Here is a 12,928-nt window from a genome sequence, read left to right as displayed (position 1 = left end):
CTCAAGCCTCGCGCAACACCGCCAGCGGGCTGGCATTCAACGCCCGCCGCGTTCCCAGCACGCCCGCACCCCCCACCAGCAGTGCCCCCGTCAGCGGCAACACCAGCAGCCACGGGTGCGGGCTCCACTGCAAGTCAAAGGCATAGCGGTACAGCACCCAGGTAATCAGTTCGCAGCCCACGGCCGCCAATAGCCCGCTGGCCGCACCCAGCAGGCCGAACTCGATACGCCGGGCCTTGACCAGCAAGGGCCGCGCCGCGCCCAGTGCGCGCAACAGTGCCCCTTGGCGAATGCGCTCGTCCAGCGTGGCCTGCAAGCCGGCGAACAGCACTGCCAGCCCGGCGGCCAGCACGAACAGCAGCACATACTCCACCGCCAAGGTTACCTGGGCGAGAATGCTGCGCAGCTGGTCGAGCAAGGCATCAACCTGCAGGATGGTCACCGCCGGAAACGCCCGTGACAGCGCGACGACATCCAGGTCATGCCCCGGTGCCAGGTAGAAGCTGGTCAGGTAAGTGGTCGGCAGCCCCTGCAGCGTGCCAGGCTGGAAGATCATGTAGAAGTTCGGCTGGAAGCTGTCCCAATGCACGTTGCGCAGGCTGCTCACGCGGGCCTGGCGCTGCTGGCCGCCAATATCGAACGTCAGCAGGTCGCCCATCTGCAGTTTCAGGCTGCTGGCCAGCTCCGCCTCCACTGAAACCCCGGGGATGTCGTTGTCGGCTGGCAAGGCTTGCCACCAGTTGCCGGCGGTCAGCACGTTGCCTTCGGGCAGCTCGGCGGCCCAGGTCAGGCTGAGGTCGCGCTGCACGGCGCGCTCGCCTGCCGAGTCCTTGCTGACCACCTGCTGTACCGGTTTTTCATTGATTTGCACCAGGCGCCCGGGCGTTACCGGGTACAGCGGCGCTGAAGCGGCATTGACCTGGTGCAGGTGTTGAATGAACGGCTCACGGTCATCTGGCAGGATGTTCAGGGCGAAGTGGTTGGGCGCATCCTTGGGTAGCTGTGCTTGCCAGGTATCGAGCAGCTCTGCGCGCAGCAGGGCGACCAAGGCCATGGCCAGCAGTATCAGGCCGAAGGCCAGGGCTTGGCCTGCTGCAGCCATGGGGTGGCGCAATAGCTGGCCCAGCCCCAGGCGCCAGGTGAGTGGCGCCCCGGCCAGCAGCTGGCGCAGGCTGCGTAAACCGAGCAACAGCAGGCCGCCGAGCAGAAGCGCAGCGACCAGGCCGCCACCGAGCAGGGCGAAGGTGAGCAGCAGATCGAGGCTCAGGCGCCACATGATCAGGCCCAGGGCGAGCAGGGCGGCGCCGTACACCAGCCAACTGCTCGCAGGTATCGGCAGCAGGTCACGGCGCAGCACGCGCAGTGGCGGCACCTGGCCCAGCGCTGCAATCGGCGGCAGGGCAAAGCCAGCCAGTGCCACCAGCCCGGTACCGATACCTGCCAGCGCAGGAACGATGCCGCCAGCGGGCACCACGCTCGGCAGCAAGCCGTGCAGCAGGCGGAACAGGCCCAGCTGAGCCAGCCAGCCGAGCAAGGCGCCGGCCAGGGCAGCGACCAGGCCGAGCATGGCCAGTTGCAGGCAATACAGGCCCAATGCCTGGTGGCGCGACAGGCCCAGGCAGCGCAGCAGGGCACTGGCGTCCAGTCGGCGTGCAGCATAGCGACTGGCCGACAGTGCCACGGCTACGCCTGCCAGCAATACAGCCACCAGGCTGGCCATGTTCAGGTAGCGTTCGGCTTTGCCCAGCGCGCCGCCGATCTGTTGGTTGCCATCACGGGTGTCACGCAGGCGCTGGTTGGCGGCCAGGTCTTTTTCCACGGTGTGACGGTACTGCGCCAGCGCCTCGGCATCGCCGCGCCACAGGTCGCGGTAGGTGACCCGGCTGCCCGGCTGGATTACGCCGGTGGCCTCCAGGTCGGCCAGGTTCATCATCACGCGCGGGGTAAGGCTGTAGAAGTTGTTGGCGCGGTCCGGTTCGTAGGTAAGCACGCGGCTCATGCGCAGGGTTTTCATGCCCACGTCGATGCTGTCGCCGATTGCCAGCCCCAGTGCTGCCAACAGGCGCGGTTCGACCCACACTTCGCCAGGGGCAGGCCCGCCGCCGGGTGTTTCTTCGGCATAGGGTGCCGGAGCGCTGCGTACTTGCCCGCGCAACGGGTAGGCGCCGTCGGCGGCCTTTACGCTGGACAGCTGGATGCCATTGTCGCCGCCGACCACGCTGGTGAACTCGACCACGTGTGCATGGCGCAAGCCCAGTGCCTTGCCGGCATCGAGCTGTTGCTCGCGGGCCGGGGCGCTGCCCTGCAGGGCCAGATCGGCGCCCAGGAACTCGCTGGCGCGCAGCTGCATGGCGCCGTTGAGGCGGGCGCCGAAATAACCGATGGCGGTGCTGGCGGCTACCGCCACCAACAGGGCAAAGAACAGCACGCGCACTTCGCTGGCGCGAACATCGCGCAGCAACTGGCGCAGTGCCAGGCCACACAGGCGGGACAGCGGCATACGGCTCACCGGGCCTCCATCGGCGCCACAAGGCGGCCCGCGTCCAGGCGGATCTGGCGCCGGCAGCGGCGGGCCAGGCGTTCGTCATGGGTGACCAGCACCAAGGTAGTGCCGCGCTCCTTGTTCAGGTCGAACAACAAGTCGCTGATGCGTTCGCCGGTGTGGCTGTCGAGGTTGCCGGTGGGCTCATCGGCGAACAGCACCGCAGGCTGCGCGGCGAAGGCGCGAGCGATTGCCACGCGCTGCTGCTCGCCGCCCGACAGCTGCCGAGGTGTGTGGCTCAGGCGCTTGCCCAGACCGACCCGCTCCAGCAAAGTGCGAGCCTGTTCGCGGGCATCGCGGCGGCCGTCCAGTTCCAGTGGCAGCATGACGTTCTCCAGTGCATTGAGGCTGTCGAGCAGCTGGAACGACTGGAACACGAAACCCACATGTTCGGCGCGCACACGGGCGCGTTGGTCTTCATCCAGTGGCCCCAGGTCGTGGCCGGCGAGCACGACATTGCCAGCGCTGGGGCGGTCGAGGCCGGCGAGCAAACCGAGCAGGGTCGACTTGCCAGAGCCCGAGGCGCCGACGATGGCCAGGCTATCGCCTTGGGCCAGGTCGAGAGACAGTGCGTGGAGGATGGTAAGGTCACCTTCCGCGCTGGGGACCACTTTGCTAAGGTTCTGCGCAACGAGAATGCTGGGGCTCATGGAGAATCCGATGCGAGTGTGGTGGTTGAGTGCCGGTCTGGCCCTGTATTGCCTGGCCCAGAGCGCAGCGGCAGGAACACTGCTGGTTGTTGGCGATAGTATCAGCGCCGGTTTTGGCCTGGATAGCCGTCAGGGCTGGGTGTCTCTCTTGCAGGCCCGCCTCAGGGACGAAGGTTTTGACGACAAAGTGGTCAATGCTTCGATCAGTGGCGACACCAGCGCAGGTGGCCAGGCGCGGCTGCCGGCGCTGCTTGCAGCACATAAACCGAGCCTGGTGGTGCTGGAGCTGGGCGGCAACGATGGCCTGCGCGGGCAGCCGCCTGCTCAATTGCAACAAAATCTTGCCTCGATGATCGAGCGTTCGCGTCAGGCAGGGGCCAAGGTGCTGCTATTGGGTATGCGCCTGCCGCCCAATTATGGCGTGCGTTACACCACCGCCTTTGCCAAGGTGTATGAACAGCTGGCAGCGGACAAACAGGTTCCTTTGGTGCCGTTTTTCCTCGAAGGGGTAGGGGGCGTGCCTGAACTGATGCAGGCTGATGGCATCCATCCGGCCCAGGGGGCTCAGCAACGCCTGCTGGAAAATGCCTGGCCAGCGATAAAACCCTTGCTGTGAAGCTTTAAACGGGGCCGCCTTTCGGCTAATGTTGCGCCCCCCGTTTCGAGTGCTCCAAATGCCGCGCCCTGCCTGGTCCCTGTATGCCTATCAACTGATCGAGCCCGACGAGCAGCTCGACCTGTTCGCCTGCCAGGAAATCCGCGTCCACCTCGTGGCACGCCAGCTCGAGCTGGGCGTGCCGGTCGACCGTACTTTGTGTGGCGGCCTGCTGCCAGCCCAGCCGCGTTGGTCGGGGGTGCCGCGATCGATCTACCGCGATGGTCGCCTGTGTGAGCTGTGCCGTGCCATCCTCGATGCCCAGCGACGTGGCATGCGTCCGGTGTGGCCAGAGCTGCACGGCAGCTGAACGAAAAGCACCTTTCATCATCTGAAACGCTTGCAACGTGCCAATGCCTCCCGCTTGCATCGGCGCGGGTGTACAATCGATCCTCTTGACCCACCTTTCGAAGGATTTACCGGATGTTGCCGCGCTTTCCTGCCGTCACCCGTAGCCTGTCCCTGGCCGCCCTGTTGGTAGCGGGCCCCGCTGCTGCGCTGGAGCTGCCACTGCCACCGCCCGGTGAAGACATCGTCGGCCAAGTGCATGTGATCAAGGCAAAGTACGAGGACACGTTCGCCGATATCGGCACCGCAAACGACCTCGGCTACCTGGAAATGATTGCCGCCAACCCCGGCGTGGACCCTTGGCTGCCGGGCGCCGGCACCGAGATCATCCTGCCGACCCGTTTCGTTCTGCCGCCGGGCCCGCGCGAAGGCATCGTCATCAACCTGGCTGAGTACCGCATGTACTACTTCCCCAAGGGGGAGAGCGTGGTGTACACCTTCCCGCTGGGCATTGGTCGCGAGGGGTGGGGGTCGCCGATCGCCAATACCAGGATCACCGCCAAGACACCCAACCCGACCTGGACGCCGCCCGCTTCGATTCGCAAAGAGCACGCCGAGGACGGTGACATCCTGCCGACGGTGGTGCCGGCTGGCCCGGACAACCCGCTGGGGCCGTTCAAGTTCACCTTGGGCGTACCGGGCTATCTGATCCATGGTTCGAACAAGAAGTTCGGCATTGGCATGCGCACCAGTCACGGCTGCTTCCGCATGCTTAACAACAACGTGCTTGAACTGTCGAAGATGGTGCCGGTGGGGACGCCAGTGCGCATCATCAACGAGCCTTACAAGTTCGGTATCAGCGCCGGCAAGGTCTATCTTGAGGCACACACGCCGCTGGATGACCAGGGTAACCCGTCAGTGGTCGACAAACACACCGCAGTTATCAATGCCTTGCTCAAGCGTGAAGACCTGGCCAATAACCTACGCATGAACTGGGACATGGTACGTGACGTGGTGGCTGCAGAAGATGGCATGCCGGTAGAAATTGCCGTGCCGGTGGAAAACCAAGGGGCCGCACCGATGGTGTCGAGCATTCCGCCCGAACTGCAGTAAGGTGATTTCGACACACCCAGGCCTGCCTTAGTGCAGGCCTTTTTGTACCTGCTGGCCGCGTTTGTCGGATTCAAAGGCAATAAAAAAGCCGACCCACAAGTGGGTCGGCTTCTTAACAATCCGTGAGGATTATTACTTGCGGCTGGCTTTGTCCAGCATACGCAGAGCGCGCTCGTTGGCTTCGTCAGCGGTCTGCTGAGCCTTCTGAGCGGCTGCCATTGCGTCGTCAGCCTTACGGTAGGCTTCGTCAGCACGAGCTTGAGCGCGAGCTGCTGCGTCTTCAGTCGCAGTCAGACGAGCTTCGGTTTCTTTGGATACGCTGCTGCAACCGGTAGCCAGAACTGCGGCCAGAGCCAGAGCAGAGAATTTCAGAACGTTGTTCATCGTGTTCCCCTTCAAGGACTTTCTATTAAATAGCCATCTCTCAGGAAAGAGAAACTGGCCGGCGTACATAGTACCCATTACTTGTAGTAAGTAAACTGACAGAGCGCAAGAACTGCAAAAAAAATGTTGCTTGACTCCGCGCCGACAAGATTTGCGACGTGTCTGTGAAAAAAATGTGCAGGGTTCGCAAGCGGTTGTGGTACAGGAACTTTTTTGTTGAACTAAGGGTGACTTTAACTGTCGATCAGCGTCTTAAGCCCTAGAACATCCGGTGGCTGTTGCGCGGGCTTGGGAAAGTCACCCGGGCGGCGTTTCGACCTTTTTTAACCGCCACCACCTTGAGCAATCCCGCTCGTGGTGCCTACTATCTTGTGAGTGCCAGACGATCCGAACGATTACAATCGTCCAATGGTCGAAGCGGCAACAGGTGGCGTAGAGGATTCTGTGCCGGATAAACCACCATCGGTTAAGGTAAGGGTCTGCCGAGAAGACCTGCGAGGAGTAGTGATGAGCGAAGCGCTGACCATCCACCATGACCAGGCCGGTCATCAGTTCGAGACCAACGTGGACGGTCATCGTGCCTACCTGACGTACATGGACCTGGGCAAGCAGACGCTGGACATCTATCGCACCTTCGTGCCCAACGCCCTGCGCGGCCGTGGGATCGCTGCCGCCCTGACCGAGCGGGCTCTGGAGTACGCCGAGCAGATGGGCTACACGGTGATCCCGTCTTGCTCGTATGTGGAGCGTTACATGGAGCGCCAGCAGCGGCATTCGAGCAAGGCCTGAGCTGACGACAGGCGCCAGACACAACAAAAAACGCCGGGCAGTGCCCGGCGTTTTTCATTCCCGCAATGTTCAGCCGCGCTTACGCTGCGGCAGCACGTCCTTGAGCTTGGCATGCATGCTGCGCAGGGTTTTCTCGGTAGCCGACCAGTCGATGCAGGCGTCCGTGATCGACACGCCATACTGCAAATCGTCCAGGTTTTTCGGAATGGACTGACAGCCCCAGTTCAGGTGGCTTTCGACCATCAGGCCGATGATCGACTGGTTGCCTTCGAGAATCTGGTTGGCGACGTTCTCCATCACCAGCGGTTGCAGGGCCGGGTCCTTGTTGGAGTTGGCATGGCTGCAGTCGACCATGATGTTGGCCTTGATCTTGGCCTTGGCCAGGTCCTGTTCGCACAGGGCGACGCTGACCGAGTCGTAGTTCGGCTTGCCATTGCCGCCGCGCAGAACCACGTGGCCGTATGGGTTGCCCTTGGTGGTGACGATCGACACGCCGCCTTCCTGGTTGATGCCCAGGAAGCGGTGCGGCTTGGACACCGACTGCAGGGCATTGATGGCAACGGTCAGGCCGCCGTCGGTGCCGTTCTTGAAACCCACCGCCGAGGACAGGCCCGAGGCCATCTCACGGTGTGTTTGCGATTCGGTGGTGCGGGCACCGATGGCCGACCAGCTGATCAGGTCTTGCAGATACTGCGGGGAAATCGGGTCGAGCGCTTCGGTGGCAGTCGGCAAGCCCATTTCGGCCAGGTCCAGCAGCAGCTTGCGGCCGATGTGCAGGCCGTCCTGGATCTTGAACGAGTCATCCAGGTATGGATCGTTGATCAGGCCTTTCCAGCCGACGGTGGTGCGCGGCTTTTCGAAGTACACGCGCATGACCAGGTACAGCGTATCGGACACTTCTTCGGCCAGCACTTTCAAGCGCTCGGCGTATTCGTGGGCTGCCTTGATGTCGTGGATGGAGCAAGGGCCGACCACGACGAACAGGCGATGGTCCTTGCCGTCGAGAATATTGCGCACCACTTCACGGCCGGCAGTCACGGTCTGCAGGGCCTTGGCGCTGAGGGGGATTTCCTTCTTGAGCTGATCAGGGGTGATCAGGGTCTCGTTGGAGGCAACGTTCAAGTCATCGATCGGTAAATCAGCCATCGTGTTACTCGTCAGGTCACGGGTGCCGGCCGCCAACTATCCCCGTGCGGCCCAGCAGCAAGAATAATCGCAGCGGGGAGCCGAACCTTAGCGCGTTACAGATGGCACGACAATGGGCTGAACCCAGTCATTGTGGGGTTTTTACCTGAGCGAGGGTGTTGCGCGCGAATGGACTGCCCAGCGCTACGTAACCTGTGTAAAAAGAGTGCTGACCCTTTACCTGGAGATTGGCATGCATTCGCACCCCCCTCGCATCGGCATCATCGGCAGTGGCGCCATCGGCGGCTTTTATGGGTTGATGCTGGCCCGGGCCGGTTTCGATGTGCATTTTCTGTTGCGCAGCGAGTACCAGGCCGTTTGTGAGCGCGGACTGAGCCTGGACAGTGCCGTGCATGGCGCAGTGCACATGAATGTGCAGGCTTACGTCAGTGCCGCCGACATGCCGCCCTGTGACTGGCTCCTGATCGGGGCCAAGGCCACCAGCAACGAGCAGTTGGCACCGTTGATCGTCCAGGCTGCTGCGCCCGGCGCCAAGGTGGTGCTGTTGCAGAACGGCCTGGGTGTCGAGGAGCAGTTGCGTCCGGCCTTGCGCAGCGACATGCACCTGCTGGGCGGCCTGTGCTTCATCTGCGTCAACCGCCAGGCTCCAGGTGTAATCCGGCACCAGGCGCTGGGGGCGGTCAACCTGGGGTATCACAGCGGGCCGGCCACCGATTGCGGTGTCGCGCTGGTGAATGAAGGCGCCGGGTTGTTCCAGGCTGCGGGGATCGACTCGCAGGCCATGCCGAACCTGGCCTTGGCGCGCTGGCAGAAGCTGGTGTGGAACGTGCCTTACAACGGGCTGTCGGTGCTGCTGGGGGCCAGCACTTCGCCACTGATGGCCGACAGCAATAGCCGCGAGCTGATACAGGCCTTGATGGCCGAGGTGGTGCAGGGGGCGGCAGCCTGTGGCCATGTACTGCCCGAGGGCTATGCCGAGCACTTGTTCCAGGTGACCGAGCGCATGCCCGACTACTGGCCGAGCATGTATCACGACCATGTCCACAAACGCCCGTTGGAGCTGGGGGCCATTTACGCCGAGCCGCTGGCACGCGCACGGGCGGCAGGCTGCAGCATGCCGCGCACTGAAATGCTGTACCAAGCGCTGAGTTTCATCGACAGCAGCGACCGGCCGGCCTGAGGGTGGCCGAGGCTTCGGCGGGGCCCTCCAGCCCACGGCAGCAGCGCGCCGGACGGCAAAGCGAGCGTCCGGCGCGCTGCTAAGCTGAAGCTTGCTCTGCCGCTGCGGCAGTCGAGGAGGTCGAATGATCCGCTCCATGCTGTACGCCACCGACCTCGGTGTCTACGCCCCTTTCGTGATGCAACACGCGCTGGCCCTGGCGCGCACGTTCGGTGCCGAGTTGTATGTGATCCACGCGGTCGAGCCGATGGGCCAGTTCGCCGAATCCCTCCTGCAAAGTTACCTCGATGAGCAGACGCTCGACCAATTGCACAGCCAGGGGGTGAACACGGTGATGGCGAACATAGAGCAGCGTGTGCTGGAAAACTTTCGCGACGAGCTGGGCGAAGAGGCTGACCTGGCGGTGATCAAGGCCGTGCGTGTGCGTCAGGGCGACCCGGCGCAGGTGATTCTCGACCAGGCCCAGCGGCTAAGCGTCGACCTGTTGATATTCGGTAGCCACAGTGCCGGCGCCGGGGTGGATGTACCGCTTGGGCGCACGGCGGTGCGGCTGCTGCAGCTGTCGCCGGTGCCGGTGTACATGGTGCCCTTGGCGCAGCATCTGGGGCGTAGGAAAACGTGAAGATAGGTGCAGTCCATTTCCGTGGGCATGTAACAAAATAGTTCTAGATTTATTTCCAGAACCACTAATATAGTTATATATCGTCGCTGCCTGCTGCCGCGGACTCATCGCTGAACCGAGGGAAACCTATGAAGCTTCAACAACTGCGCTACATCTGGGAAGTGGCGCACCATGACCTCAACGTCTCCGCGACGGCGCAGAGCCTGTATACCTCCCAGCCAGGTATCAGCAAGCAGATCCGCCTGCTCGAAGACGAATTGGGGGTTGAAGTCTTTGCCCGCAGCGGCAAGCATCTGACCCGCGTGACCCCGGCCGGTGAGCGCATCATCAATACCGCAGGCGAAATCCTGCGCAAGGTCGAGAGCATCAAGCAGATTGCCCAAGAGTTCTCCAACGAGAAGAAGGGCACGCTGTCCATCGCCACCACCCACACCCAGGCGCGCTACGCGTTGCCGCCGGTTATCAGCAGCTTTATCAAGCAGTATCCGGAGGTGTCCCTGCACATGCATCAGGGTTCGCCCATGCAGATTGCCGAGATGGCTGCGGACGGTACGGTCGATTTCGCCATCGCCACCGAGGCGCTGGAGCTGTTCGGCGATTTGATCATGATGCCGTGCTACAAGTGGAACCGTTGCGTTGTGGTGCCGCAGGGGCACCCGCTGGCCAAGCTGCCGAAACTGACCCTGGAAGCCGTCGCCGAGTATCCGATCGTCACCTACGTGTTCGGTTTCACCGGGCGCTCGAAATTGGATGAAGCTTTCAATCACCGCGGCCTTACGCCAAAAGTGGTCTTCACCGCGGCTGACGCCGACGTCATCAAGACTTATGTGCGCCTGGGGCTGGGCGTGGGTATCGTTGCCGGCATGGCTGTGGACGCCAAGCTCGACAGTGACTTGGTGGCGCTGGATGCCAGTGAGCTGTTCGAAGCCAGCATCACCAAGATCGGCTTCCGTCGGGGTACCTTCCTGCGCGGCTTCATGTGCGACTTCATCGAGAAGTTTGCCCCGCACCTGACCCGTGAAGTGATGGCCAAGGCCATTCAGTGCCATAACAAGCAAGAACTGGAAGAATTGTTCGAAGGTGTCGAGCTGCCGGTGCACTGATTCGGGGGTGATGGGGTCGCTGTGGGAGTAACGGCCCTTGCTCAATGTCTAAAAGCTGGCGCGATCCCTGTGGGAGCGGGCTTGCCCGCGAACACGGGCGAAGCCCGTGCCATCCACCGCGGTGTCTTCTTCGCGGGTAAACCCGCTCCTACAGGCCGTCCTAGCTATCTCAAGCCTTGCTGATCAGGTTGCCTGCATGCAACCCGCATTCCTTCTGCGTCGACTCTTCCCACCACCAGCGCCCTTCACGCTCATGCTGGTTTGGCAGCACCGGGCGGGTGCATGGCTCGCAGCCAATGCTGATGAAGCCACGCTCGTGCAGGCTGTTGTACGGCAGCTCGAGCATGCGGATATAACCCCATACCTCTTCACTGCTCATCTGCGCCAGTGGGTTGAACTTGTACAGCGTGCGCTCAGGCGTGGAAAAGGCGCTGTCGATTTCCAGTGCCGCCACCTGGCTGCGGGTGCCCGGGCTTTGGTCGCGGCGCTGGCCGGTGGCCCAGGCGCTGACGGTGGCCAGCTTGCGTCGCAGCGGCTCGATCTTGCGAATGCCGCAGCACTCGCCATGGCCGTCCTTGTAGAAGCTGAACAGGCCCTTTTCCTTGACGAACGGGTCGAGCTTGGCGCGGTCCGGGCTGAGGATTTCGATCGGCAGGTTGTACTGTTCGCGTACCTGGTCGATGAACCGGTAGGTCTCCGGGTGCAGGCGCCCAGTGTCGAGGCTGAATACCTTTACCTGCTTGTTCAGCTTCCAGGCCATGTCGACCAGCACCACATCCTCGGCGCCGCTGAAGGAGATCCACAGGTCATCACCGAAGTGCTCGAAGGCAAGCTTGAGGATGTCCTGCGGGGACTTGTTGGCATAGGTCGCGGCCAGGGCGGCGACGTCGAAGGGTTGGCTCATCAGGCGGTTTCCATCTTGGCTGTGGCGCTGTGCGCTCGTAGTAGGGGGATGGTAACAAAAAAATCGTGGTCTAGATGGGCTCACAAGCCCTGCAGGGTCTGCATCAGCACCCGCACTTTGGCGATCGACTCTTCATACTCGGCCTGCCACTGCGAGTCGGCTACCACCGCGCCGCCGCCCCAGCAACTGACCTGGCCATCTTTGATCAGCAAGCTGCGAATGGCGATCGAACTGTCCATTTCGCCGCGCACATCCACATACAGCAGCGAGCCGCAGTACAGCGCGCGGCGCGCGGGTTCCAGTTCGTCGATGATCTGCATGGCGCGGATCTTCGGTGCGCCGGTGATCGAGCCGCCAGGGAAGCTGTCGCCGATCAGGTCCAGCGCATCCTTGTCGCTGGCCAGCTGGCCGGTGATGCTGCTGACCAGATGGTGCACGTTGGGGTAACTCTCCAGGCTGAACAGTTCGGGTACCTTCACTGAGCCAATCTCGCACGTGCGCCCCAGGTCGTTGCGCAGCAGGTCGACGATCATCAGGTTTTCCGAGCGGTCCTTCGGGCTGTGCAGCAGCTCCTGGGCATTACGCTGGTCTTCCGCCGGGTCGCTGGCGCGTGGGCGGGTGCCCTTGATCGGCCGGGTTTCCACCTGGCCCTGGCTGACGCGGATGAAGCGCTCGGGCGAAAAGCTCAGCAGGGTACTGCCGTCGGCCAGTTGCTGGTAGCCGGAGAAGGGGGTCGGGCAGGCCTGGCGCAGGGCCTGGTAGGCCCGCCATGGATCGCCTTGGCAGGGTGCGCGAAAGCGTTGGGTGAGGTTGATCTGGTAGCAGTCACCGGCCTGGATGTAGCGTTGTACCTGGTCGAAAGCGGTTTTGTATTGCTCCGGCTCCAGGTCACCGGCCATCGGCGCGAGCAGCCGGAAGTCGCCGGTGGTGGCGCTGGTGTCCTGGAACAGGCTGATCAGGCGTTCGCGCTCGTCGCCGGCCAGGCTCGGGTGGAACACCAGCTGGCTGGTGCCGAGCAGATGATCGCTGACCAGTGCCCAGGCATACAGGCCCAGTTGTGCGTCTGGCAAGCCCAGGTCGTCCACGGCCAGACTTGGCAGGTGTTCCAGGCGGCGGCCGAAGTCGTAGCTCAGGTAGCCGATCAGGCCCCCGGCAAAGGGTAGTTCTACACCGTTGGGCAAGTCGGCGTGGCCCAGTTGTGCCAGGCCAGCGCGCAGGCGCTGGAGGAAGACGCGGCCATCTTCATCGGGCTGCGCCTGCAGTTGTTGCAGCGGCCAGGCGCTGAGCAGGTCGAAACGCCCGCGTTCGGCGCCGGGGCGGGCGCTGTCGAGTAGGATCGCACCGGGGGCCTGGCGCAGGTGGGCGAAATAGGCGGCAGGGTCGGGCTGGTAGGGCAGGGGGTGTAGCGTGCAGGTCGGCATCAGTATGGACGGCGATGTAAAAGCGAGGAGGGCGATTGTAGACCTGTGCAGGAAAAGCGCCTAGCGCTGGGTACGACATTCAACATTGTGTTTGGCCCATACGCAGCACAAGGCAGTTCCTGCAGGTTGAG

General features: G+C 62.9%; 13 protein-coding genes. 7 read left to right on the top strand and 6 right to left on the bottom strand.

The genetic code is table 11. The features are described 5' to 3' along the window. Position 1: 1 nt before the first annotated feature. Positions 2 to 2,509, bottom strand: a complete 2,508-nt coding sequence (locus tag ACZ889_RS22355) for an ABC transporter permease (RefSeq protein WP_476257822.1) — start codon at positions 2,507 to 2,509, stop codon at positions 2 to 4. Beyond that, complete coding sequence (locus ACZ889_RS22350; RefSeq protein WP_014861838.1) at positions 2,506 to 3,192, bottom strand: ABC transporter ATP-binding protein; 687 nt, start codon at positions 3,190 to 3,192, stop codon at positions 2,506 to 2,508. The genes ACZ889_RS22355 and ACZ889_RS22350 overlap by 4 nt, the downstream gene beginning before the upstream one ends. Positions 3,193 to 3,202: 10 nt before the next feature. Here ACZ889_RS22350 and ACZ889_RS22345 point away from each other — a divergent pair, with 10 nt between their 5' ends. The 3 genes from ACZ889_RS22345 to ACZ889_RS22335 all read left to right on the top strand — a co-directional run bounded on the left by ACZ889_RS22345 (position 3,203) and on the right by ACZ889_RS22335 (position 5,248). Next, a complete protein-coding gene (locus ACZ889_RS22345; protein ID WP_003250280.1) occupies positions 3,203 to 3,808 on the top strand; it encodes an arylesterase in 606 nt (201 codons plus the stop codon). 58 nt (positions 3,809 to 3,866) lie between these two features. Continuing rightward, positions 3,867 to 4,157 (top strand): hypothetical protein, encoded by a 291-nt coding sequence (locus ACZ889_RS22340; RefSeq protein WP_003250283.1) that lies wholly within the window; start codon positions 3,867 to 3,869, stop codon positions 4,155 to 4,157. 113 nt (positions 4,158 to 4,270) lie between these two features. Then, entirely contained in the window at positions 4,271 to 5,248 is a 978-nt protein-coding gene (locus ACZ889_RS22335; protein ID WP_265978303.1) for a L,D-transpeptidase family protein, read from the top strand. Positions 5,249 to 5,380: 132 nt separating this feature from the next. Here ACZ889_RS22335 and ACZ889_RS22330 read toward each other — a convergent pair whose 3' ends face one another. Then, complete coding sequence (locus ACZ889_RS22330) at positions 5,381 to 5,632, bottom strand: Lpp/OprI family alanine-zipper lipoprotein (protein ID WP_003250288.1); 252 nt, start codon at positions 5,630 to 5,632, stop codon at positions 5,381 to 5,383. A 507-nt stretch (positions 5,633 to 6,139) separates the two neighbouring features. On the opposite strand from ACZ889_RS22330, the gene ACZ889_RS22325 reads away from it, so the two are divergent. Next, entirely contained in the window at positions 6,140 to 6,421 is a 282-nt protein-coding gene (locus ACZ889_RS22325) for a GNAT family N-acetyltransferase (RefSeq protein WP_003250290.1), read from the top strand. 69 nt (positions 6,422 to 6,490) lie between these two features. Here the strand turns inward: ACZ889_RS22325 and ACZ889_RS22320 are convergent, their stop codons facing one another. After that, positions 6,491 to 7,567 (bottom strand): 3-deoxy-7-phosphoheptulonate synthase, encoded by a 1,077-nt coding sequence (locus tag ACZ889_RS22320; protein ID WP_014591663.1) that lies wholly within the window; start codon positions 7,565 to 7,567, stop codon positions 6,491 to 6,493. Between the two features lie 232 nt (positions 7,568 to 7,799). On the opposite strand from ACZ889_RS22320, the gene ACZ889_RS22315 reads away from it, so the two are divergent. From ACZ889_RS22315 to cysB, 3 genes are all read left to right on the top strand, one after another. Continuing rightward, on the top strand, positions 7,800 to 8,747 hold the full coding sequence (locus ACZ889_RS22315; RefSeq protein WP_180689592.1) for a putative 2-dehydropantoate 2-reductase: 948 nt from the start codon (positions 7,800 to 7,802) through the stop codon (positions 8,745 to 8,747). Between the two features lie 124 nt (positions 8,748 to 8,871). Then, positions 8,872 to 9,369, top strand: a complete 498-nt coding sequence (locus tag ACZ889_RS22310; protein ID WP_003250295.1) for a universal stress protein — start codon at positions 8,872 to 8,874, stop codon at positions 9,367 to 9,369. A 128-nt stretch (positions 9,370 to 9,497) separates the two neighbouring features. Beyond that, a complete protein-coding gene (gene cysB, locus ACZ889_RS22305; RefSeq protein WP_010953293.1) occupies positions 9,498 to 10,472 on the top strand; it encodes an HTH-type transcriptional regulator CysB in 975 nt (324 codons plus the stop codon). Between the two features lie 169 nt (positions 10,473 to 10,641). On the opposite strand, the gene ACZ889_RS22300 is transcribed toward cysB, so the two are convergent. Together ACZ889_RS22300 and pabB are read right to left on the bottom strand one after the other, a co-directional pair. After that, complete coding sequence (locus ACZ889_RS22300) at positions 10,642 to 11,376, bottom strand: phosphoadenylyl-sulfate reductase (RefSeq protein WP_003250299.1); 735 nt, start codon at positions 11,374 to 11,376, stop codon at positions 10,642 to 10,644. Between the two features lie 80 nt (positions 11,377 to 11,456). Then, positions 11,457 to 12,797: an aminodeoxychorismate synthase component I gene (gene pabB, locus ACZ889_RS22295; protein WP_104887345.1), complete on the bottom strand. Its 1,341-nt coding sequence runs from the start codon at positions 12,795 to 12,797 to the stop codon at positions 11,457 to 11,459. Between the last annotated feature and the right edge of the window lie 131 nt (positions 12,798 to 12,928).

The sequence above is a fragment of the Pseudomonas sp. TE3895 genome (assembly GCF_056278855.1).
This window is presented reverse-complemented; position numbering and strand designations above follow the sequence as displayed.